Genomic DNA, 24,097 nt, shown 5'->3' with positions numbered 1-24,097 from the left:
TGTTAAACCAAAAAAGGTACTGTTAAATCAAAAGCGAACCAGCGCAGAGCCCCAGGTAAAGCCACCGCCAAACGCTTCCAGCAGCACTAACTGCCCACGTTGAATACGCCCATCACGCACCGCTTCATCCAGCGCCGCAGGGACAGATGCCGCAGAGGTGTTGCCATGACGATCAAGAGTTATCACCACTCTATCCATCCCCATGCCTAACTTCTTCGCCGTTGCGGTAATAATACGCAGGTTAGCCTGATGCGGCACTAACCAATCCAGCGCACTGCGCTCCAGATTGTTGGCCTGCAATGTCTCGTCCACAATGTGGGCAAGCTCAGTCACCGCAACTTTAAATACTTCATTACCGGCCATGGTGACATAGGCTGGTTGCTCTTGTTTTTGGCGGTCTTGGTACGGCAGTGCCAGCAACTGCCCATAGCTGCCGTCGGCATGCAAATGGGTAGACAGTATGCCAGGCTGTTCAGATGCGCCTAATACCACAGCACCTGCACCATCACCAAACAGAATAATCGTACCGCGGTCTTCTGGGTCCAGCGCGCGCGATAACATATCGGAGCCAATCACGATGGCATGCTTAACCGCACCACTTTTCACATATTGGTCAGCCACACTCAGCGCATAGGTAAAGCCCGCACAGGCTGCTGCCAAATCGAAAGAGGCTGCATCTTTAATACCCAGCATTTGCTGTACCTGACAGGCCGAGCTTGGGAAAGCATGGCTTGAAGAGGTGGTAGCAACAATAATCAGCCCAATCTGGTCCTTACTAACCCCAGACATCTCCAGTGCTTTTTCAGCCGCATGGAAACCCATGGTCGCGACTGTTTCATCCAGGCCGGCAATACGCCGCTCACGAATACCTGTACGGGTGACAATCCACTCGTCCGACGTATCCACCATTTTTTCTAAATCAGCATTGCTGCGCACTTGTACGGGCAGATAACTCCCCGTACCGAGAATCTTAGTATACATGTACGATCAGTCACTCTTGGGTAATACCGCTTCAAGGCGCGCGGCTATCCGTTGAGGGACTTGCCGCTGCACCGCCTGCACCGCCTGTTCGATTGCGACTGCGAATGCACGTTGATTCGCCGCGCCATGACTCTTGATTACAATGCCCCGCAATCCTAACAGACATGCACCATTATACTGGTCGGGGTTCAAATGACCGAACCGTTTTGCCACACGTTTTTGCAGCCAGCGCCCAATGAGTTTAAGCCACCAGGACTGTTTACTGCCTTCGCCCGATGATTTGAGCAGTGACAAGAACATTCTTATCACACCTTCCATGGTCTTTAGAGTGACGTTACCCACGAAGCCGTCACAAACCATCACATCGGTCTTACCCGTAAGCAAATCATTGCCTTCCAGATAACCAATATAGTTGATCGCCGGTGTATTTCTTAATACTGCGGCGGCTTCGCGGATATTATCTAACCCCTTGGTTTCCTCTTCGCCAATATTGAGCAAAGCAACACGCGGGTTGGTAATACCGACAACTTCTTCTGCCATCACCGACCCCATGACAGCAAACTGCACCAACATTGTACTATCACATTCAACGTTAGCCCCTAAATCCAGCACCACCGTCTTGCTGCGTTGCTGGTTTGGGATGACAGTCATTAACGCCGGGCGCTCTATTCCATCTAGTGGCTTAATCATCATCTTCGCCAGCCCCATCAATGCTCCTGTATTCCCTGCACTCACACAGGCTGCCGCGTCACCGTTTTTGACCAACTCCAGCGCTATGCGCATCGAGGTACCACGACTGGCACGAATAGCTTGTGAGGGTTTAGCATCGCTGGCAATAACATGCTCAGCAGGGATGACCTGTAACCTCGCCAGCAACAAAGGATCGGCATTAACAAGTAACGGAGTGATGGTGTCGGGATTCCCGACCAGCAGGAGTTTAAGCCGTGGATTAGAGGCCAGTGCCTGCAATGAAGCAGGCACTGTGACGTGGGGACCGAAATCCCCACCCATTGCATCTAACGCTAGGGTTAGACAAGTCAAGGTATCGCCTTGCTAAAGATTAGCAAGTACTACTCAGCCGATAACCTTGCGGCCACGGTAGAAACCGTCGGCTGTGATGTGGTGACGCAGGTGAGTTTCACCGGAAGTTTTGTCCACAGACAGAGTGGCAGTGGTCAGCGCATCGTGTGAACGGCGCATGCCACGTTTGGAACGAGTTGGTTTGTTCTGTTGTACGGCCATTGACCTTACTCCTTAATTACTTTCTTTAAACTGGCTAATACGGCAAATGGATTCGGTTTCTCCACCTCTTCAGGCAGTTTACCAAATACCATGTCCGCCTCGGACACTTCACAGTGTTCAGAATCATGTACCGGAACGACAGGCAGTGAAAGAATAATTTCGTCTTCAATCATAGCCAGCAGATCAACTTCGCCAAATTCATCGACTTCGATCGGCTCGTACGCTTCCGGTAATGCTTCAGCCTGCTCATCATTGACGACCGGGCTAAAACAATACGTTGTATGAACATGTTGTGCAAACGTGTTACTACAGCGCTGACACATCAATGTTACATCGACGTCCGCGTGACCTGTAATAACCGCCAGGCGCTGATTATCGATATTAAACGATAATGAGGCCACGACATCGCTGTCCACACTTACCACTGAATCGGCTACACGTGTAACCTGCTCAGGAGAATAGATACCTGCGTAATCTAAACGTTTCTGAGCGGTACGAACCGCATCAATGGTCAGGGGTAATTTTACCTTTTGCATAGGGCGCGCATATTAACTTTGTAACGACATAGAGTCAAAGAAAAAGGCCTTTTTACTGCACCTTTCACCAATATTCGCTTCCGAAGCGGCAGACAGTTTAAAATGCCTGATTAAATTACGCTACGGTTTATGGAAAATATTATGCTGCAACTGGTTCTTGCTTCAACCTCATCATATCGTCGGACTTTGCTGGAAAAGCTGCAATTACCTTTTGTTACTGCGGCACCACAAACCGATGAAAGCCCACTGACAGGTGAAGAAGCCAGCGCGCTAGTGCAGCGGTTGGCGAGTGCAAAAGCGCAGGCACTGGCGGGAGATTTTCCACAACATCTGATAATCGGCTCTGATCAGGTCTGTGTCATTGACGGATTAATCGTCGGGAAACCCCACAATTATGCAAACGCAATGAAGCAATTGCAGCAGGCCAGTGGACAATGTGTCACTTTTTATACCGGTCTGGCCCTATTGAATACAGCAACCAACAGCATTAACTGCCTGTGCGAAACTTTTGACGTTTATTTCCGAACGCTAAGTGAAGCAGAAATAGACGGTTATTTGACACGAGAGCAACCATGGGATTGTGCCGGCAGTTTTAAAAGTGAGGGATTGGGTATTACCCTATTTGATAGATTATCAGGGCGCGACCCGAATACACTCATCGGTCTGCCGTTAATCGCCCTCACCGAGATGCTGATTGAGCAGGGAGTAAATCCACTCCTGTAAATACTGAATAACAAAACAGGGCGCAATCGATACTTGCGCCCTGTTACTTCAATTATTTATTGCGGCAATTTATTTTTCTGCTGCTTTCTTTCGTAATATCAACAAACAGTGGCGTAGCTGATTATCCAGTGGCGCTTCAATACGCATAGTTTCACCGCTATTGGGATGCTCAAAACGTAATGCCGCCGCGTGCAGGAATAAACGATGCAGCCCGGTTCCTTGCAATTGTTGATCAAATTCACGGTCGCCATAGCGATCATCAAAAGCAATCGGGTGACCCGCATGGAGCGCATGTACGCGGATCTGGTGAGTACGACCAGTAATCGGGCTGGCCTTGACCAGCGTTGCATGCTCAAAGCGCTCTTCAACTTTAAAACGCGTTTCTGACGGTTTGCCCTCGCTGCTGACTTTCACCACTCGCTCGCCACTTTGTATAATATTCTTCAACAAAGGTGCCTGCACCGCTTTACAGTGAGATTGCCATTGACCACGAACCAATGCCAAATAGTCTTTCTGCATCCCTTTTAACCGCAGTTGCTCATGCAAAGAACGCAGCGCAGAGCGTTTTTTCGCTACCAATAAGACACCAGAGGTATCACGGTCAAGGCGATGAACCAATTCAAGGAAGCGGGCTTCGGGGCGCAATGCACGTAAGGCTTCAATAACACCAAAACTCAAACCACTGCCACCATGAACCGCCGTGCCAGAAGGCTTGTTCAACACCAACAAATAGTCATCTTCAAATAAAATACAGTCGGCCAACGCCGCAACTTTATCAAGTTTGGCAGAGACCTGAACCTCTTCGCGCTCAGCGACGCGCACTGGCGGTACCCGGACCACATCCCCGTCAACCAGTTTATATTCTGGCTTAATGCGCCCTTTATTAACGCGAACCTCACCTTTGCGCACGATGCGGTAGATCATACTCTTTGGCACACCTTTCAATTTAGTGAGCAAAAAGTTATCGATCCGCTGACCGGCTTCGTCGGCAGAAATGGTGATTAATTGTACTACTGGATTATTCGTTTTCATGGTGCGCGATTCTAAATACACCGAGGAATTAGCGCCACCCCTTTTTCTGTGCTTAACTGTCAGTCTGACTATTTAAAGATAACGTTTGCGCGCATTTATTGTTTAATAAGACAACGATAGCCGCCAACGCTGTGAAAACAGTAAAAGAATCTTTACGTAGACAGGTAAAGTCATCTTGCTATATCAGTGTCAGCAATGGAATAATGTCACTAATTCTGCGTTGATTCTCGTTAGACCAAGAGACTTGTGGAATAATAAACTTTGCCTGATCACACAAAAACGCAGCAATGGCGTAAGACGTAATGTGAAATCAAGCAATTAGCGGGCTGCGGGTTGCAGCTTGGCCGGCAAGTGGGTCTGCTCTGTTGTCTTATATTCAGAAGCGCCCCTTTATATAAAAGCGCTGTTTTTCAGAAAGAAACACAGGCTTACCGAAATAATGCGCCCCTATGCAGGCGACAACCGTGAGGTTGACGGCTTTGCTAGAAGACTCGGGGTCATCGGTTTACCCGGCCATAGAGGTTATTTTGCCCGCAGTTCTAACGCCAATGTAAAAATAACGAGTAAGTTAAAGATGAAAAGAATGTTGATTAACGCAACTCAGCAAGAAGAGTTGCGTGTTGCCCTTGTAGATGGACAGCGGCTGTATGATTTGGATATTGAAAGCCCAGGTCATGAACAGAAAAAAGCGAATATTTACAAAGGCAAAATCACCCGAATCGAACCCAGTCTGGAAGCCGCTTTTGTTGATTACGGCGCTGAACGTCATGGTTTCCTCCCACTAAAAGAAATTTCTCGCGAATATTTCCCTAGTAATTATTCCTCTCATGGCCGCCCAAACATCAAAGATGTGCTGCGCGAAGGCCAAGAAGTTATCGTTCAGGTTGATAAAGAAGAACGTGGCAATAAAGGTGCCGCACTAACAACTTTCATCAGCCTGGCAGGCAGTTATTTGGTTCTGATGCCGAACAACCCACGTGCCGGTGGTATCTCCCGTCGCATTGAGGGTGATGACCGCACCGAACTGAAAGAAGCCCTATCCTCCCTGCAATTGCCTGATGGCATGGGTCTGATTGTCCGTACTGCTGGTGTTGGCAAATCTGCTGATGCACTGCAATGGGACTTGTCATTCCGCCTCAAGCATTGGGATGCGATTAAAAAAGCCGCTGAAGGTCGCCCTGCGCCATTCTTAATCCATCAGGAAAGTAACGTAATTGTCCGCGCTTTCCGTGATTATTTGCGCCCGGATATCGGCGAGATCCTGATCGATAACCCTAAAGTTCTCGAACTGGCAAAAGAGCATATCGCCGCTCTGGGTCGCCCGGATTTCAGTAGCAAAATCAAATTGTATAGTGGTGAAATCCCCTTATTCAGCCACTACCAAATTGAGTCTCAGATTGAGTCAGCGTTCCAGCGTGAAGTGCGTCTGCCTTCCGGCGGTTCTATCGTTATTGATACCACCGAAGCCCTGACGGCAATTGATATCAACTCCGCGCGTGCAACACGTGGTGGCGATATCGAAGAAACCGCGTTTAACACCAACCTTGAAGCCGCTGATGAGATTGCCCGCCAGTTACGTTTGCGTGACCTCGGTGGTCTGATTGTTATCGACTTCATCGATATGACACCAGTGCGCCATCAGCGTGAAGTTGAAAACCGCCTGCGTGATGCTGTTCGCCAAGACCGTGCCCGTATCCAGATTGGCCGAATCTCTCGCTTCGGCTTGCTGGAAATGTCCCGTCAGCGTCTTAGCCCGTCACTGGGTGAGTCAAGCCACCACGTGTGCCCACGCTGTAGCGGTACCGGTACCGTTCGTGACAACGAATCACTGTCACTTTCTATTCTGCGTCTGATTGAAGAAGAAGCGCTGAAAGAAAATACCCATGAAGTTCACGCCATTGTACCGGTACAGATTGCGTCGTATCTGCTCAACGAAAAACGTGAATCAGTCAACGCCATTGAAAAACGTCAAGGTGGTGTACGTGCGGTGATCGTGCCAAACGATCAGATGCAAACACCGCACTATTCTGTTCTTCGGGTACGTAAAGGCGAAGAGGTTCCTTCTCTCAGCTACCTGCTACCACAACTGCATGAAGCAGAAATGGCGCAGCCGTTAGAAGAAGCAACGATTGAGCGTAAACGCCCAGAACAACCAGCGTTGGCGACTTTCTCTCTGCCAACCGAAGTACCACCGGAAGCCGCACCTGCTAGCGTCAGTGCTAAACCAAGCGTTGCGCCGCAAGTAACCGCATCTGCTGCTACGTCAGAACAGCCTGGCTTCTTTAGCCGTTTGTTCAGTGGCCTAAAAGGTATATTCGGCACATCGGAAGAAGAAGTTAAACCGGTAGAGGTCGAGAAAACCGAAACCACCGAAAACCGCCGTAATGATCGTCGTAATCCTCGTCGCCAGAACAATGGCCGCAAAGAGAGAGGCGACCGTACACCACGTGAAGGCCGTGATAACAGCACACGTGACAACAGTGGCCGTGATAGCAATAGCCGTGACAACAGTGGTCGTGACAATGCGAACCGCGAAGGTCGTGAAGATCAGCGTCGCAACAAGCGTCCAGTTGCGCAAACTGCTGCGCCGCAAGCACAAACTGACGTTGTTGAAACGGATAAAGCGCCACGTGACGAGCAGCAACCACAGCGTCGCGGTGATCGTCAGCGCCGTCGCCAGGATGATAAACGTCAGGCACCACAGGAAGTCAAAGCAGAAATCGCCGCCGTCAGTGTTGTGGTCGAAGATGTGCAACCTGAGCAAGAAGAACGCCAACAGGTTATGCAGCGTCGTCAACGCCGCCAATTGAATCAGAAAGTCCGTATTCAATCTGCCAATGATGAGCTGAATGTGCTGGAAAATGCAGCCCAGGAAAATCCTGTTAGTGCACCGGTAGCAAGCATTGCAGCGCCAGTTGTGCAGGAAGAAGTGAAATTACTGCCACAAACTACTGTTCAAGCGGATGATGAAGCTACTCACGTTAGCAATGCCAATAATGAAAATGGTATGCCACGTCGTTCACGCCGTTCACCTCGTCATCTGCGCGTCAGTGGTCAGCGTCGCCGTCGCTATCGTGATGAGCGTTACCCGACACAATCTGCTATGCCACTGGCCGGCGCTTTCGCCTCACCAGAAATGGCTTCAGGCAAAGTGTGGGTCCGTTATCCGGTAGCTCAAACAGTTGAACCTGCTTTTGTAGAAAACCCGGTTGAACAACAATTGCCAATAGCAGTTGCCGCAGTAGAGACTCCGGTTAATATTCCGGCCGTGATTGTAGCAGCCCCAGTTGTTGCCGCACCTGTCGTCGTCGCCGTGACTGAAACTGTCACTCCGACACCTGCTGCGCAACATAAACCAGGTGGTTCTTCATCTTCAGCCGCAGCCGTTCCTGGCCGTGCTCCTGTTGTCGTGCCAGTGGTTGTAGAACCTGTTGCCGTTGAGCCAACTGCTGTAGAACCAACCGTTGAAGCTGTCGCTGAGGTGGTGCAAGCTGAAACTACCGCAGCGGTTGAAGCAGTATCCGACGTTGAAGAAACTGACGTTGCGGAAACTACCGCTCAACCTGTGGTTCAGGAAACGGTAATTGAGGATACAACTGCTGAAGAAGCGGTGGTGGAAGAAACCATTGTTGCTGAAACTGCTGCTGTTGAAACAACTATTGTTGAAACACTGGCGGAAGACGCGGTTGTAGCTGAAACACAGGCAGTGACCGAAGTCGTTGTTGAAACATCGACAATTGAAGAACCGCTGATTGAAGAAATCGCTGTCGAAGCTAGTGTAAGTGACACGGTTGTGGTTGAGGCTCCTGTTGCTGTTGTGCCACAACAGTCGGCTATCGCTCATCCTGAAGGTGTGGTGTTCAAACATTACGCTTCAGCACCGATGACCAAAGCACCGGCACCGGATTACGCGCCAGAGTCACCGACTAAAGGTCAGTGGGAACGTCCAGTCTTTGATTTTGCAGGTAAAGGTTCTGCTGGTGGCCATGCGGCGGCAACTCAGGCAACCGCGCCGGCAACAAAACCGCAATCTGTCGAATAAATGTAATATTATTCCGACCAGACATTGCAAAGACAAAACCCGCCATCAGGCGGGTTTTTTTATATTGGTGATATCTTTAACCAGAGATCACTCTCAGGCTATCTGTTTCAGTTTCTTTATTTCGAGGTTTTCCAGTTTGCCTTCAACAGCTTTGACAAACGCTTTGAAGTGCTCGGTTTTATTATGTTTTTCCAATGCATCATCAGATGCCCAGCGTTCGAAAAACACAAAAGAACCTTTCTGGTCGCTTTCGGCATGGAGATCATATTGCAGATTCCCCTTCTCCTCACGACTCGGTTCTATTACCAAATGAACCGCTTCTTTTACTGCATCAATAAATTCAGGTTTTGCCACTAAACTGGCGATGACACGGACTTCCATAGTTATTCTCCCATGCTGTACATTCAATTAGCGTATTTTACTGCTAATCAATAGCTCACCCTAACGGGCAATTTTATCCCGAGCCCCTCTATAAGATGCCCTTTTTGCCTTGTTTTCAACTTAACCCTAACAATCAGATGCATCCTGCGCACTTTCCGCTTATCCTTAGACCCCGCCGGAAACAGTATAAAAACCCCAATATCTCATCATGACTGCGGAGCTAGTTGAATGACTGCACAACCCCAAACCCTGAAAATTCGCCGCCCGGATGACTGGCATATTCACTTACGTGATGACGAAATGCTCAGTACCGTGCTGCCCTATACCTCCGAGGTGTTCGCCCGGGCCATTGTCATGCCCAATCTGGCTCCACCAATTACGACTGTTGCCAGTGCTATCGCTTATCGGGAACGAATTTTAGCCGCAGTACCTGCCGGGCATAACTTCACGCCATTGATGACCTGTTATCTGACCAATACACTTGATGTCAAAGAACTGACCACCGGCTTTGAGCAAGGCGTATTTACTGCGGCAAAACTGTATCCAGCGAATGCTACGACCAACTCAAATCATGGTGTATCCGATATCCCGGCGATATACCCGTTGTTTGAGCAAATGCAAAAGATAGGTATGCCGCTGCTGATCCACGGTGAAGTAACAGAAGCTGCCGTTGATATTTTTGATCGCGAAGCACTCTTTATTGAACAGATTCTGGAACCGATACGTCGTCAATTCCCTGAATTGAAGATTGTCTTCGAGCACATAACCACCAAAGATGCGGCCGATTACGTGCTGGCAGGCAATCGTTTCCTTGGTGCAACTATCACCCCGCAGCATCTGATGTTTAACCGCAATCACATGCTGGTCGGTGGTATTCGCCCCCACTTGTTCTGTCTGCCAATATTGAAACGCAGCACGCATCAAGAAGCATTGCGCCAGGCCGTTGCCAGTGGTTCAGACCGTTTCTTCCTCGGAACCGATTCCGCTCCCCATACCAAACATCGTAAGGAGTCATCCTGTGGCTGTGCTGGCGTGTTCAACGCACCATCAGCGCTGCCAGCTTATGCTACTGTGTTTGAAGAGATGAATGCGCTACAGCATCTTGAAGCATTCTGTTCATTAAATGGTCCACGCTTCTATGGTTTGCCGATTAACGAAGACATTGTTGAATTGGTTAAGGCCCCTTTCCAACAACCAGAAGAGATCCCATTAGGGGATGAATCGGTGATTCCTTTCCTGGCCGGTCAGACTATCAATTGGTCAGTTAAAAGCTGATAACCGCCGCTGTAGGGGCTAACCCTTTACAGCGACGATTTTTATATCAGTCACTTGCAACCTGAATATTTGTACTGTATAAATAACCAGTATAAATATTCGGAGGGCCAAATATGCGTGTTGAAGTGAGTATTGATAAAAAAAACCCGTTACCCGCAGGTGCTATCGAAGCACTAACCCATGAATTGAGTAAAAGACTCAACACCAAATTCCCGGACACCACCACCGCAGTACAAGTACGTTATGCCGGAGCAAATAATCTTTCCGTTTTAGGTGGTGCCAAAACAGATAAAGATTTGATCTCTGAAATATTACAAGAAATATGGGAAAGCGCTGACGACTGGTTCGACGCGGAGTAACCCAATGTAATGCTGTTTTGCCGGGGAGTCGCTCCTCGGCTTTTTTATATAAGCGTCTAAACTTCCTTTACTCACCCACTTCTTTTAACCCATTTATTGTTGATTAACAAATCATCATAAAATAAATAATTTGTAAAGATCTTGCGATAATCTCCAAATTTATCGGCGGTTGCGTATACTGAAAAAGCTCACTTGATAATGAGCCGCATTGATCCTCATTAGTCACTCCAGTCAGTAACTACTATATAAGGGGTCTTTATGGACAGAAATGATGAAGTTATTCAGACTCACCCGCTTGTAGGCTGGGATATCAGCACTGTAGATGTATACGACGCTATGATGATACGTCTTCATTACCTGTCTTCCATGGATCAACCGCCAGAAGATGCGCTGGTTGATAGAACGCTCTGGTTAACCACCGATGTTGCACGCCAATTAATAAATATCTTAGAAGCAGGCATTGCTAAAATTGAGTCATCGGAATATCAAGATCTCGATCACCGTAAACATTAATTTTTTCCACCAGAAAACGAGTTTAATGTTCGACAAAAAAGGCACGAGTGAATATCACTTAGTGCCTTTTTATTAACCATTCCCACCCCCCTATGGCTAACAGCGCTTTTTCTCCTCTCGGTCCCGTGCTATTACTATCGTTTTAATTTTTATCAGCACTGTTGCTACCTTTAATTTAAATCGTTCGGGTTATTGCCGCGATAAATACACATTGCTAGCACAAACCCTATTGAAAAAGCCAGGTGGCGATATTCCCCGGGATGCAAAATATGGATTATGATCTAATTGTCATTGGTAGCGGTTCGGTCGGCTCTGCCGCAGGTTACTATGCGTCACAAGCCGGTTTAAACGTACTGATGATTGACAGTGCCATGCCGCCTCATCAAGCAGGCAGTCACCATGGTGATACACGGATCATTCGCCATGCCTATGGCGAAGGTGAGAAATATGTTCCCTTAGTTTTGCGTGCCCAAACATTGTGGGACCAGTTATCAGCTCAAACAGGTGAATCATTATTTCAGGCCAGTGGCGTGCTTAATCTTGGGCCAGATGACTCTATTTTCCTGCAAAATGCGCAGCACAGCGCTCAACAATATAACTTGCCGGTTGAAACCTTAAACGCGGTCCAGATCCGTGAAAAGTGGCCGGTATTTACCGTACCGGATAATTATATTGGAGTGTTCGAACCGCAATCAGGTTATCTACGTTCTGAATTGGCGATTAAAACGCTGATTAAAGCCGTCACAGAAGCAGGCTGCGGTATTTTATTCAATTGTCCGGTTACTGCTATCGAACCGCTGGATGGTGGTGTAGATGTCGTGACTATAGACGGTACCTACAGTGCTAAGAAAGTGATTGTCACCGCCGGAACCTGGATCAAAGAGCTGTTACCCAAATTACCGGTGACCGCCATACGTAAAGTGTTTTCATGGCACCATGCCGATGGCCGCTATAGCGAAGGGAATCATTTCCCGGCATTCACCGTCGAGACACCGGATAATATCCATTATTACGGCTTCCCCTCGCAAAATGACGAGTTAAAACTAGGCAAACATAATGGTGGTCAGCCTATTGAAACGGCGGCACAACGTAAGCCCTTTGGCAGTTATGCCGAGGATGGAACCGAAGTATTTGGCTTTTTACGTAACTTCCTACCGGGAGTGGGTGTCTGTCTGCACGGCGCGGCATGCAGTTATGACATGAGCCCTGATGAAGATTTTATCATCGATACATTACCCGATAACAAAAATATCATGGTGGTAACAGGCTTAAGTGGCCATGGATTTAAGTTTGCAACTGCATTGGGGGAAGTCGCTGCGCTCTTCGCACAAGATAAACCCTCACCTATTGATATTTCAGCCTTTTCGCTATCCCGCTTCGCCAAACCGTAATGCGGTAACCTGCGAGTTCAGCACTTGATTGTTACCGATGACTGTTTCTTTTTATTTCAGTCATCGGTATATCTCGCTCTCATTTTCACTTCATTATTAATATAAAACGCCGCAAATTTAATAATTAGCAGAGTCTTATATTCGTAAAAGCCGCTAAAAACAATCGTGAATCCCGAATTGACGTTTTAGGCATCAGGGGATTACTTTATCCTTGTATGCGGCCAGGTATGGTTGCTGTTAGACAAGGATGTATGCCACATGAAAATATTAATTATCGATGAATGTTTTTATACCCGATCAGGGGTAAATACTTATTTAAATAACGCTTCATATCTCGATTTAATGGATGTTCCTACGGTGGAACAGGCTACATTAGCTGTTCATGAGTTTGATCCTGAGGTCATTATTGTTAACCTTACCCAATATTGTCGCTATGGTGGACATTGCCCATTATTAGCACAATTTTTGAGTTGTTGTCTGCGGGCTAAAGTTTATATTTATCTGGATGCGTCATATCCGTTTAGTGAAACGCCGATACCCCTGACAGATTCTGTCTCTATTTTGGCTAAAAGACGCTTACCGGCGTTGTTACAAAGACTATCGGACTTTTCAAGTGAGGGTATCGGTAAGCCACATCCCCCCTGTCCAGCATCCCTATTCAGTCCACAAGAGCATAAAGTCATGTGCTACTGGATGATGGAGATGCCCAATTACCGCATTGCCAGGAAGTTAAATATCAGTGACAGTACAGTTTATTCGCATAAACGGCATATTACCGAAAAAATAAAAGTCAGAAACCGTTTGGAATTATGCTTTATTTACAATGTGTTTAAATATTTATACTAAGGCGTTGGTGTATAGAGAGGCCCAATAAAGGGATCATTCCCTTTCAGTAAATTTTCTGTATATATGATTTTTGTTCTTAACAAATAATGTAACCGGATTAATATAGTGAGTTATCGCTTACAGTTAAAGAATCGGTTACATTTCACTTAATATCACCAATACATATCAATCTTTTCCATTCGCACCACAATGCCCATATTATCCCAAGAAATGATTTATTTTATCATGCTGTAACTCAGGAATTTAGCCTGCCAGCTTATTGTTTATAAAAGTAAAAATCCTTATAATGGACGATGATTCTAGCCTCAGGCACCCTGCATGTTAAATAAATTGCTATCGATGGTTATCAATAATGTACGGGAACATCTACTGCTCTATATCTGCTTGTGGCTGATTCTGTTAGCTCTGGATATTTATTTCTTTTTCTATTAACGCGTTTTCTCTACCTCTTCTGGCCGGGCCACCAGATAGCTTCCCACCTGTGGCCCAGCAATAAATACGATATCCGCAGTTTGCACTACTCTACCTTGGCCGGTTTGCCATCACTCAATAACACGGCGATTTTATAACCGGCTGGTGTTAACTCTAATACTATTTTGGCAATAATGGTTAATGGAACGGAAAGCAGCATACCAATCGGCCCGAGTAGCCACCCCCAAAAAATCAAGGATAAGAACACCACCAAGGTTGATAGACCCAAACCACGCCCCATCATCCGTGGATCAATAATATTGCCACCAATCAGGTTAATCAAAATATACCCGCAGGTAACGGCAAAAGCATCAGCAAAACCATTAAACAACAGTGCCTGAACGATGGGTGGGATAGCCGCCAATACGGAGCCGATATTAGGAATGTAATTGAGGACGAAAGCCAGTAGCCCCCAAAGGAAAGCGAATCTGACCCCCATCGCTGCCAGGAATAACCAAATAACAATCCCCGTCGCAATGCTAATAACCGTCTTGATCACCAGATAATGAGTGACACCATTTAGTGCACGCTTGAGAATCGCATTCCCTTGCTCTGGGTTATCAAACATCAACTGCATTTTATAAGGCAGTCGTTCCACTTCAAACAACATAAAGACCACCGTCATCAGCAGCAAGAACATACTAGCCATGGCACCAGAAAGGTGGCTCAGGAGACGGGTCACAAAGTTCATCGCGGTGCTAGGATCAACATGCTTCATAATGTCATCCACCGAGAACTCAATATTAAAGCGCATTGCAAACTCTTGCAGGTCGCGCATTTTTTCCAGCATCATGCCACGATATTGCGGCAACGAGCGGGCAAACTCATTTAATGAAGAACCCAGGCGGCTAAAGAGCAATGCCATGAGTAAAATAATAATGCTAACCAATAAGACAATAGCTAAGGTGCGGGGAATTCTTATTTTCTCCAACAGTTTCACTAAAGGGTTTAATACGATAGCAAGAAATATAGCCAACAAGAATGGAACCACGATCGGCGATGCCGCTTTAATTCCCGCCATAATCACCACCAGCATAGCCAGCATCGTGACTAACCGTAGCCCTTGGCTACTCACTCCAGGTATTGTCATTATCAATCCTTGTATTGGAATCGCCATTGCTCTAAAAATGGCATAAAAAAGACGCTATCGAATAAAATAACCGACAACGTCTAACTTTAATAGTACATCCAGTAGGTTAACCCTACGACTATTTTTTATCTGTGCTCTTTTCTGGCATCGGAATGTGCATGGTAGTTTGCAACAATCCCTTCGATTTATTAAAAATCTTGATGCCGTTTTCGCGCCCAGCACGGCGGGACCGTTGCTCTTCCTGCGGCAACTTCAGCTCTTCCTGACAGATATCACTACAGCAACCAGCAAACTTTGCCGCACAGGTCGGACACTGAATAAATAGTAAGTGGCAGCCATCATTCTTACAGTTGGTATGCGTGTCGCAAGGTGTACCGCACTGATGGCAGTGGGCTATCACATCATCAGAGATCCGCTCCCCCATCCGCTCATCAAAAACAAAGTTTTTACCGATAAATTTCAGCGGCAACCCCTGTTCTTTTGCTTTACGGGCATATTCGATAATACCGCCCTCAACGTGATAAACATTTTTGAAGCCATTGTGCAGCATATAGGCGCTGGCTTTCTCACAGCGAATCCCGCCAGTGCAATACATAACAATATTTTTCTCTTTGTCATGTTGCAGCATATCAACCGCCATTGGCAATTGCTCACGGAAAGTATCAGAAGGGACTTCAATAGCATTTTCGAAATGGCCCACTTCGTACTCATAGTGATTGCGCATATCAACAAACAAAGTATCGGGATCATCAATCATCTGATTGACCTGATCGGCCTTCAGATAATGTCCTATATTACTGGGATCGAAACTCTCGTCATCAATACCGTCCGCCACAATGCGTTCGCGAACTTTCATGCGCAGCACCCAGAATGACTTCCCATCATCTTCATGAGCCACATTCAGCCGCACCTGATCCAGCGCAGGATGTGCGGCAAACAACGCGGTTTTGAACTCATCATAACGATTAGCGGGCACACTGATTTGTGCATTGATCCCCTCTTTAGCCACATAAACCCGACCAAACACGCCGAGTTTAACAAATTGACTATAGAGGTCGTCACGGAAGGTTTTGGCATCTTCCAGAGTGAAATATTTATAAAAAGAAACTGTGGTGCGCGGTTCGGTTTCAGCCAACATGCGCGCTTTAAGTTCCTCATTAGAAATTCGGTTATGTAACACTGGCATGGTGTACGTTCCTGTCTTTCGAAGAGGTTACTGATAAAAATTTAATTTCTGCTCAATGGGTTAGGTAATTCATTAGACGGCTAATCACGTTAATTCATTGCACAATAGAATTGATGTTTCACCACGGGCAGCCCGTGCGGCGCATATAATACCTGAAACATTACTGCGTAACATCTTTAGCGGTAATCACTATCAGTAAAAGCGGAAAGAACGATCCCAGTGAGTAAGGCAACTCCGGCAGCAATCAGCAAAGAGAGGGTTTGCCAGTAAGCCCCCATATAACCCAATATGCCACCGACGACCAATAAACCCGCACTGAGTCTTGCTACTGCCATCGACGGCTCTCCGATAAGAATGAATGAAACTCATTTATACATCGGAAATATCATAACGCAGAAATAAAAATCCCTCTTCAATTGAGAGGGATTTAAGTCAAAATTGATAGCCTGCTAGCTAATCACTTCCAATTTGGCTGGTAGCCCTTGCCGGACCGCGGCACCACTGACCCAATCCAGCCAGGTATTGGGGACTTCTCGCGTTGGATCAGTAAACCCCAAGTCATTCAGATTGCTCCCCTGACCGATACGCGGGTCTGACGCCATGGTAACACCATCCAACGAATGTGTTCTGGCACCCATCTCGCGATGTCCATAACCATGTTCAATAGCAACCACACCAGGCATAACACCATCCAATAAACTTACCTGTACCTCCATCTGACCACCGGGGGTCATCAGGCGCACACTGTCACCGTGCTGTATCCCGTAGCGCTGAGCATCGGTTGGATTAATCGCCACCAAATTGGTGGGTTTGACCGCGCGTAAACGCTCAATCATCGCAGTAGAACTGCTCATGAGATGAGACTTGAAGGACATCAAGCGCAAAGGCCAGTCAGTTGCCGGATAATGGGTAAAGACATCGGAACCGTCTGCCAGACGAGGTGGATACCAAGTCGGACAGCCGCTATAACGCTCGCCGGTAATCGCATGGTGATGTTGCGCGACATTTTCGTTCCAGATTTGCAGTGGTTTTTTCCACTGCGGCCCGGTGGCATCGCCATTCCAACTTTTCTCATAAGGCGCAAAACGCCCACCACGCGCCAACAGGTAAGCCACTCGGCGCTGCTCATCAATATGCAGACTGCGTTGTAAGTCGGGCCATAAGCGATCGACGCCGGTTAATTTCAGTTCTTCATCAGAGGCTGGTGGCAGTGGTTTTTCACCGCCATAAGCAATATTGGCCGCGGCCCGTAAATAGTAATCCTCGGCCCGCTCCAGCGGCAAATTGTTTCCCTGGTTGTCCTGCATCGCATTGGCACCGAACCCCGGTAATTGCAATGCCTTGGCCACTGCAATCAGGAAGCTCTCCATGGCCACCGGCTCGCCTTGAGCCGTGCGGGCAGTACGTGATGTCACCACAGGCCAGCGGGCCGTGCTGGCTTTTACCAGTACCCCGGCCCAGGGCGCACTGAATCCCCAACTCTCAAAATTATGGGTATCCGGTACGATATAATCAGCCAATGCGGTGGTTTCATTCATAAAAGCATCAATGGCAATAAACAGCGGCAATTGACGTGGATCTTGTAGTTTCGCCTCAATCAAGTTACGCAGCCCCGCGACCCCGTACAGCGGATTAGTCATATGGCTAATCCATGCCTTAAGCGGATAGGGATAACCTGCCAATGCCGGTGCCAATTGTTCGGTCAATTGCCCACCGACAAAGGGATACCATGGGCCACGGGCCGGATAGCCAGGCTGACCCTGCTGAATCTTTTGCTGATACTCTTGCGATTGTTCATAGGACTGCTTGCTGCGCGATAGCGGTAAGCCTTTTGGTTTTATCATTCCAGCAAAAGTGGCTAACTGATAGCGAGGACCATCAGCAAAACCATCAAACTTGCCACCCCCAACCGAAACCCCACCCTTAAGATTCAAGTTACCAATCAGGGCATTGAGCATCATGACCGCCCAGGTGGTATAAAAACCGTTACCCCCCATCATGCCACCATGGGAGATAACCGCCGCCTGACGCTGGTAAGCAGTAAACTCTTTCGCCAAACCAACCATCGTTTCTGCTGGGACGCCGCATTGCTGACTGTATTCTGTCAGAGTAAAACGCTCTGCCGCTTGCCGCAAACACGCCATACCTGATTGCACCTGCACAATTTGACCATCATGTAAGGTGACTTCGCGCATGACGAACAATTGAGCGTGTAATGCTAGTGCAGCAGGCTGCAATGTACCGTCAGCCACTTGCACTAATACCGGACTCTCTTCAGCTTCGGCCACTGACTCACCACTTAGCTGGCTGGCACGTAGGAACTGGCCTGCCAAGGGATGGGTTTCAGTGGTTATCACCAGATGGCTGGCATTGGTCCAGCTGCGCTCACCCGCCGCTTGCATGGCGACCTCACCGGGAACGGACAAATAAGTGTGGTTAAAACGATTCTGTTCGATAATCCAACCAATCATCCCCATTGCCAGTGCCGCATCCGTCCCCGGCAACACGGGAACCCAGCGGTTATGCTGATTAGCCAATGTGGTTGTCAGTGGCAACGCGGGGGAGACCACCACATAATTGAAATCATCACGCTGGCGAGCATTGGCTAGCTGACGCCCTTGCCGCTTAAATGGGTTGCCAGATTGCGCGGGCGACGTCCCCAAAAATAGGGCAAAACGGACGTGATCCCAATCTGGCTTAACATGGGCATTTTTATCTAAATCCCCCATCAACGCACCTGAACCGGCACGATACGCCAAACCACAATATGCCCCGTGGCTACCGAGATTTTTAGTGCCGAACGCTTGATGAGCAAAGCGTCGGATAAAAGCATCGCGCCCATCATCACCGGCATTAGTCACCAGTAACTGATTGGCTTTCGGCCCCAATGAGGGCTGCTGAGTATCAATGGGGGTAATCAGGTCACGGATAGCCCGCAACCCTTCAACCGGCCCCTCGCCAAAGAGATCACCGCCTTCGGTCACTTCCGCCACCAATTGCTCAAAGCTGATACGCTGCCATTTGCCACTGCCCCGTGGCCCGGCGCGCTTCATTGGCTCGGTAATACGATAAGGGCTATCGACCCCCTCTAATAGCGTCGCGCCGCGCGCGCAGGCCGTTGAACGCCCGGCCATGCCTGACTCTCCACCTAAACGTTGCAGCGCTTCACTTAGTGGTAACTGATACGGAAAATGGTGGTCATGAGACAACGGATGATAAGGGTTACCGGCGATGCGCAGGATTTTATTGTGCTGGGTATCGACTCGCACCCGTAAGCCACACAAGGTCCAACAACCAAAACATTGTGTCATTGAAACCGCTTGTTGCGGATTGGCCTGCCACTGCTGCCCAATACGTCCTTCTGGTGCTAATGCGTTGGCACTAACAGGATCGAGTGTAAGCTTTCCGGCACTACCATCAATCAGGCCAGCCAATGTTTTGCGTGCCACAGCATGATAACTGGCAGCAAATGCAACTACTCCGCCCAAGGCTAAACTGCCTTTTAACCATTGACGCCGTGTAGACTTAGCCATGATGCATTTCTCCTTCCACTGTTTTCTCGCCTGAAACTGTTTTTTCACTTGAGACTATTTTTTCACTTGAGAATTGTTGTTCAAGCCATCTGACACCTTCACGGCTAGCAATAATCACCGCTATCCATAATCCGCATGTACCCACCACGGCCAGCAATCCTTCACTCCCCAGCGGCAACGAATAGGGATTGGTTAACACATTGTATTTAGGCAACGTTTGAGTGTGCATCAGCAATAGCCAACGTACCGACCAACACAACGTCAGGGCTGCCAGTGCCTGAGCCACTACCATCCCGCTTGATAAGGTTTTTTTCCTGTTGAACAGCGCCATTGCCAAAAGCAATAGCCACAGCACCACAGGAAATGCTGCCAGAGTCTGGGCATGCATAGCCCAGTAGCGCAGAGCTTGTGCCGAGGCATTATCACCACTGGCCCACAGCACAGTAACCAACGCCAGCATCATTAAATTGATGAGTTGCCAGCGCACCAATGACACCTGATAGTGCGGCTCACGCCATAGCCAGGTAGCCAGTAAAGGCGGGATCGCCTGCCAGGCCGTCAGGAAGATAAACAGTGGCAACCATAAACTAAACCACAGGGGTTGGGCGCGCAGGATTGACACCTCGCGGCCGGTATAGAGCAAAATAGTGATAGCAGAAAACGCACAGAGTCCGGCTAATCCTGTCAATAATCGCGCTAATGGTTTTGCCCGCAATCGGCTGTAGGTCAGCGCCAGAAAATAGGACAACACCAGCAGGGTAAACAAGGGTAAGAAAAGAGATCCCCATGACATCCACGACCACGGCGTAAAGTGGGCATAGAAGTGCCAGACGCGGGCCGGTTGATGTAGGTCCGCATTGAGCGCCAATGGCGCAACCACCACCGCAGTCGCCGCTAACATCAGTGCAGCAAACTCCAATGGATTCTGCTGATGGCGAGAGAACATCCGTTGCCAGCAGGCAAACAACACGCCACTACAAGCCAGTCCGATGAAAAAGAAATACTGCACCGCCCAAGGCAACCAGGCGATATCTTGTGGGCGGGCTAAAATTTCACGGATCATGGGTGTACCTCCTGCCAGAGCGCGGGTTGGCCCTGCAATGGTCGGGTAAAAATGTCATTTAGCCCGAGGTAAAACACTTGAGGGTGAGTGCCTTGCTCCGGTTTCAGCACTTTGATGTCAGCGGCATGTTGCAGCAGCATTTGGCGCAATATACTGTTGCCATCGCGTAAATCACCGATAATCCGCGCCCCGCCGACACAAGACTCCACACAAGCAGGCAGCAATCCAACATCCAGACGATGAACACAAAAAGTACACTTGTCCGCAGTTTGGGTACTGTGATTGATAAAACGAGCTTCATACGGGCAAGCCTGAACACAGTATGCACAACCAACACAACGGGTATTATCGACAACCACAATGCCATCCTGGCGTTGATAAGTGGCCTGTACCGGGCAGACTGGCACGCAAGGCGGGTTATCGCAGTGGTTACACAGGCGGGGTAGCAATACATTGGTGACACTTTCTGCCCCAGACAGGGCAATTTGATACTGATTAACTGTGGTACGGAACTGGCCTTGTGGCAGTTGGTTTTCAATCGCGCAACTGACAGTACATGCCTGGCAACCAATACAGCGGCGCAAATCAATCAACATGGCGTAGCGCCGTTTGATATCACCTTGTTTGCGTGCCGGTTCCATCCGCCAGCCCGCATCCGCCAATGGCACCAATGCTGCGCCAGCAGTTAACACCCCGAGCCGCTGTAGAAATGCTCTTTTTCCTTGATCCATTTTTCTTCTCATCTGCTTAATAACAATGCTCTTAATTCAAGGATTGTAGAAATCGACGAGCAGAAGCCCTATTGTGGTTTTCCACATTCCCTTTAAGGACTTGATCCAGGACAATTGCGCACTGCGACGGGGATCATAAAAAGGAACATGCATGAGTTTCAGAGGGCTGGTGATAGTGCTGTTTTGGTGGTTTTCAACCGCCCATGCCAATGATTGGACCATTGGCGTGCTGGCATTACGCGGTGATGCTCAGGCGCTAGCACATTGGCAACCGTTGGCCGATCGCCTTAATCAGCACTTGCCTGGGCAGCACTTTCAGTTATTACCCTTGGATTTAAATGCGATGAAAAGTGCGGTGCAGCAGAACCGAGTTAATTTTCTGCTGACCAATCCGGCACAATATGTGCAAATTGATAACCACTATCCTCTGCGTTGGTTGGTCTCTTTGCGTTCCAGTCATGAGCCAGACAGCACCAGCCGCAATGTGATCGGTAGTGTTATTCTGGTACGCGCGGACAGTGATATCCATAATCCCCAAGGGTTGATTGGCAAACGCGTTGGTGCCGTCTCTCCCGATGCCTTTGGCGGTTACTTATTAGGATACAAAGTGCTACGCGATGCGGGGCTGCAACCAGAACGGGATTTTCAATTGCATTTTTCTGGCTTCCCGGTGGATGCGTTAATTTATCTGCTGCGTGATCGCGCTATCTCCGCGGCTATTGTGCCTACCTGCCTGCTGGAAGATATGCAGGCAGAAGGATTAGCGCATACTGCTGACTTTAAGCCGCTATTGGCGAAGAAAACCGCCATTCCATGCCTGAGCAGCAGCGAGTTATACCCGAATTGGTCGTTTGCCGCGTTATCACAGGTACCGGATGAATTAGCCGATAATGTTACGCGGATTTTGCTCAGCCCCGATGGTGACAAAACACCACAATGGGGTGCGCCCTCCTCCACCAGTCAGGTCGAAAGTTTATTACGTTCAATTAATCAACATCCCCAACAGCCGCAATTCTGGCAACAAACTCTTGATTGGGCGCAACAGCATCGGCTGTTGATCGTCGCCATCGCGGTGATTCTGTTATTGCTCGCGGCCAATCATATCTGGGTGGCGTTTCTGGTGCGCCGTCGCAGCCAGCAATTGGAGCAACTTCACCAGCAACTTAGGGCTAGGGAAAGTGCGTTGGAACAAGCTCAGCGCCTGAGTATTCTCGGTGAGATGGCCGCGGGATTTGCTCATGAACTAAATCAGCCGCTCAGCGCTATTCAGCATTACGCCGATGGCTGCGCTATTCGCCTGCAACGGGAACAGGCTGATCACTCATTACTGCCCATTTTGAATCAAATCAGCCATCAGGCCCAACGCGGGGCTGATACCATTGCTAACTTACGGCTGTGGGCAGGAAAACAGCCTGCCACGAACAGCTCTGCCACCTGCCAGCCATTGCCTGCCCTGGTTAATCACCTCTGGCAGTTACTGGCAGCCACCAATCCCGCGCCGTGTTGCACGTTGCACACTGATATCGAAGCATCATTAGCGCTGCATTTACCGCCCACGCTGCTCGATCAGGTCTTGTGTAATCTGATCACTAACAGTTTGCAGGCCGGTGCCCACCAGTTATGGTTCAGTGCTTATCAGCAAGCCGATGTGGCAATATTAATTTTGCAAGATGATGCCGGTGGCCTGACGGCCGAACAGCTCAACCAACCTTTTACCCCATTCCGTTCCACCAAAAGTGATGGCCTCGGTCTCGGTCTGGTCATTTGCCAGCGATTGATCTGTCGCCAGGGCGGAAATCTGGCACTACTTAACCACCTGGCCGCCAATGATAAGATTGGACTACGCGTTACCCTGACACTGCCACTTAACCCAAGCAAGGAGCTTACTCTTGTCACTGATTCATCTACTTGATGACGATATTGCCGTCACCGACGCTTGCCGTTTTTTGCTGGAAAGCCTGGGTTACAAAGTGAAGGTATGGCATGACGGTGAGTGTTTCCTGGCCCAGGCTGATTTATATCAATCTGGTGTATTACTGCTCGATATTCGTATGCCGCTGCTAGATGGTACGCAAGTCTATAACCAGATGCGCCAGCGAGACAGCACGCTGGCCGTCATATTCCTTACCGCCCATGGAGAAGTGCCGCAGGCGGTTGAGCAGATGAAACTGGGGGCGGTTGATTTCTTACAAAAACCAGTCGCGACAGCGCCGCTGATTACCGCCTTACAGCAGGGCTTGCAGCACACAGAGCAGTTGACGGCCCGCCGACAGGTACAACTGCGTTATGCCTCGCTGACGCCACGGGAACAGATGATTGCGCAATGGGTTATGCAGGGTTTGATTAATCGGGATATCGCCGACAAAGCTTGTGTGTCTGTCAGAACCGTAGAAGTGCATCGGGCTAAAGTAATGGAAAAGATGGCGGTTAGCAGTCTGGCTGAGTTAGTCAGCTTACTGAATCCGTTCAAATAGCCAAATTCAATCATGGTTATTTAACCATCAGATAGGTGATTTAATCGGCGGAAACTTCAACCAAAAGGCATAAAAATGGCTTTTTGGTGCGGTCTGTTTTCCTGTAAGCCACTAAAAATGTCACAATAGTCTACCTTAAATGACAGATGAATACGTTGGTATGGATGACCGGCAACTGCCTATTGAGGTTCGTTAAAGAACCACATGTCCGCTATCAAGAGTAAATAG

22 protein-coding genes are annotated in these 24,097 nt (G+C 48.5%); 10 read left to right on the top strand and 12 right to left on the bottom strand.

Annotated elements, in window-relative coordinates:
- Positions 1–27 precede the first annotated feature (27 nt).
- The 4 genes from V1956_RS11360 to yceD are packed head-to-tail and all read right to left on the bottom strand — an operon-like array spanning position 28 to position 2,759.
- Positions 28–981: a beta-ketoacyl-ACP synthase III gene (locus V1956_RS11360; protein ID WP_083158520.1), complete on the bottom strand. Its 954-nt coding sequence runs from the start codon at positions 979–981 to the stop codon at positions 28–30.
- Positions 982–987: 6 nt separating this feature from the next.
- Positions 988–2,022, bottom strand: coding sequence for a phosphate acyltransferase PlsX (gene plsX / locus V1956_RS11355; protein ID WP_372559275.1), 1,035 nt, complete (start codon positions 2,020–2,022; stop codon positions 988–990).
- A gap of 33 nt (positions 2,023–2,055) precedes the next feature.
- Positions 2,056–2,223 (bottom strand): 50S ribosomal protein L32, encoded by a 168-nt coding sequence (gene rpmF, locus V1956_RS11350; RefSeq protein WP_002210931.1) that lies wholly within the window; start codon positions 2,221–2,223, stop codon positions 2,056–2,058.
- Positions 2,224–2,228: 5 nt separating this feature from the next.
- Positions 2,229–2,759: a 23S rRNA accumulation protein YceD gene (yceD, locus tag V1956_RS11345; protein ID WP_083158518.1), complete on the bottom strand. Its 531-nt coding sequence runs from the start codon at positions 2,757–2,759 to the stop codon at positions 2,229–2,231.
- A 141-nt stretch (positions 2,760–2,900) separates the two neighbouring features.
- Here yceD and V1956_RS11340 point away from each other — a divergent pair, with 141 nt between their 5' ends.
- Positions 2,901–3,482, top strand: coding sequence for a Maf family protein (locus tag V1956_RS11340; RefSeq protein ID WP_442825129.1), 582 nt, complete (start codon positions 2,901–2,903; stop codon positions 3,480–3,482).
- Between the two features lie 69 nt (positions 3,483–3,551).
- Here V1956_RS11340 and rluC read toward each other — a convergent pair whose 3' ends face one another.
- The gene (rluC, locus tag V1956_RS11335) at positions 3,552–4,514 is read right to left on the bottom strand and encodes a 23S rRNA pseudouridine(955/2504/2580) synthase RluC (protein WP_372559277.1); all 963 of its coding nucleotides are present in this window, start codon (positions 4,512–4,514) and stop codon (positions 3,552–3,554) included.
- Positions 4,515–5,088: 574 nt separating this feature from the next.
- On the opposite strand from rluC, the gene rne reads away from it, so the two are divergent.
- Positions 5,089–8,556 (top strand): ribonuclease E, encoded by a 3,468-nt coding sequence (gene rne / locus V1956_RS11330; protein WP_442825128.1) that lies wholly within the window; start codon positions 5,089–5,091, stop codon positions 8,554–8,556.
- 93 nt (positions 8,557–8,649) lie between these two features.
- On the opposite strand, the gene V1956_RS11325 is transcribed toward rne, so the two are convergent.
- Positions 8,650–8,937, bottom strand: a complete 288-nt coding sequence (locus V1956_RS11325; RefSeq protein ID WP_372559278.1) for a putative quinol monooxygenase — start codon at positions 8,935–8,937, stop codon at positions 8,650–8,652.
- Positions 8,938–9,165: 228 nt separating this feature from the next.
- Here V1956_RS11325 and pyrC point away from each other — a divergent pair, with 228 nt between their 5' ends.
- From pyrC to V1956_RS11295, 6 genes are all read left to right on the top strand, one after another.
- Positions 9,166–10,212, top strand: a complete 1,047-nt coding sequence (gene pyrC, locus V1956_RS11320; protein ID WP_420071091.1) for a dihydroorotase — start codon at positions 9,166–9,168, stop codon at positions 10,210–10,212.
- A gap of 113 nt (positions 10,213–10,325) precedes the next feature.
- Positions 10,326–10,571, top strand: a complete 246-nt coding sequence (dinI, locus tag V1956_RS11315) for a DNA damage-inducible protein I (RefSeq protein WP_145557180.1) — start codon at positions 10,326–10,328, stop codon at positions 10,569–10,571.
- A 258-nt stretch (positions 10,572–10,829) separates the two neighbouring features.
- The gene (bssS, locus tag V1956_RS11310; protein WP_032813201.1) at positions 10,830–11,084 is read left to right on the top strand and encodes a biofilm formation regulator BssS; all 255 of its coding nucleotides are present in this window, start codon (positions 10,830–10,832) and stop codon (positions 11,082–11,084) included.
- A gap of 269 nt (positions 11,085–11,353) precedes the next feature.
- Entirely contained in the window at positions 11,354–12,475 is a 1,122-nt protein-coding gene (solA, locus tag V1956_RS11305) for an N-methyl-L-tryptophan oxidase (RefSeq protein ID WP_442825127.1), read from the top strand.
- 258 nt (positions 12,476–12,733) lie between these two features.
- Positions 12,734–13,321: a response regulator transcription factor gene (locus V1956_RS11300; protein ID WP_372559281.1), complete on the top strand. Its 588-nt coding sequence runs from the start codon at positions 12,734–12,736 to the stop codon at positions 13,319–13,321.
- A gap of 318 nt (positions 13,322–13,639) precedes the next feature.
- Positions 13,640–13,753, top strand: a complete 114-nt coding sequence (locus tag V1956_RS11295) for a DUF2770 family protein (protein ID WP_005183270.1) — start codon at positions 13,640–13,642, stop codon at positions 13,751–13,753.
- A gap of 85 nt (positions 13,754–13,838) precedes the next feature.
- On the opposite strand, the gene V1956_RS11290 is transcribed toward V1956_RS11295, so the two are convergent.
- From V1956_RS11290 to ttrB, 6 genes are all read right to left on the bottom strand, one after another.
- Positions 13,839–14,882 (bottom strand): AI-2E family transporter, encoded by a 1,044-nt coding sequence (locus V1956_RS11290; protein ID WP_372559282.1) that lies wholly within the window; start codon positions 14,880–14,882, stop codon positions 13,839–13,841.
- Positions 14,883–15,000: 118 nt separating this feature from the next.
- Positions 15,001–16,068 (bottom strand): oxygen-dependent tRNA uridine(34) hydroxylase TrhO, encoded by a 1,068-nt coding sequence (gene trhO, locus V1956_RS11285; protein ID WP_372559283.1) that lies wholly within the window; start codon positions 16,066–16,068, stop codon positions 15,001–15,003.
- Positions 16,069–16,244: 176 nt separating this feature from the next.
- A complete protein-coding gene (locus V1956_RS11280; protein ID WP_372559284.1) occupies positions 16,245–16,403 on the bottom strand; it encodes a hypothetical protein in 159 nt (52 codons plus the stop codon).
- Positions 16,404–16,517: 114 nt separating this feature from the next.
- Positions 16,518–19,601 carry a tetrathionate reductase subunit TtrA gene (gene ttrA / locus V1956_RS11275; protein WP_442825126.1) on the bottom strand — a complete coding sequence of 1,028 codons (3,084 nt, stop codon included), beginning with the start codon at positions 19,599–19,601 and terminating at the stop codon, positions 16,518–16,520.
- Positions 19,594–20,664, bottom strand: a complete 1,071-nt coding sequence (gene ttrC / locus V1956_RS11270) for a tetrathionate reductase subunit TtrC (protein WP_420071094.1) — start codon at positions 20,662–20,664, stop codon at positions 19,594–19,596. Before ttrC ends, ttrA begins: the two co-directional genes overlap by 8 nt.
- The gene (gene ttrB, locus V1956_RS11265) at positions 20,661–21,395 is read right to left on the bottom strand and encodes a tetrathionate reductase subunit TtrB (RefSeq protein WP_372559287.1); all 735 of its coding nucleotides are present in this window, start codon (positions 21,393–21,395) and stop codon (positions 20,661–20,663) included. The genes ttrC and ttrB overlap by 4 nt, the downstream gene beginning before the upstream one ends.
- A gap of 151 nt (positions 21,396–21,546) precedes the next feature.
- On the opposite strand from ttrB, the gene ttrS reads away from it, so the two are divergent.
- Positions 21,547–23,307, top strand: coding sequence for a tetrathionate respiration histidine kinase TtrS (gene ttrS / locus V1956_RS11260; protein WP_372559288.1), 1,761 nt, complete (start codon positions 21,547–21,549; stop codon positions 23,305–23,307).
- Positions 23,285–23,869 (top strand): tetrathionate respiration response regulator TtrR, encoded by a 585-nt coding sequence (gene ttrR / locus V1956_RS11255; RefSeq protein ID WP_420071096.1) that lies wholly within the window; start codon positions 23,285–23,287, stop codon positions 23,867–23,869. Before ttrS ends, ttrR begins: the two co-directional genes overlap by 23 nt.
- Positions 23,870–24,097 lie beyond the last annotated feature (228 nt).

It is taken from the genome of Yersinia sp. 2540 StPb PI (assembly GCF_052217165.1).
GTDB lineage: Bacteria > Pseudomonadota > Gammaproteobacteria > Enterobacterales > Enterobacteriaceae > Yersinia > Yersinia enterocolitica_E.
This window is presented reverse-complemented; position numbering and strand designations above follow the sequence as displayed.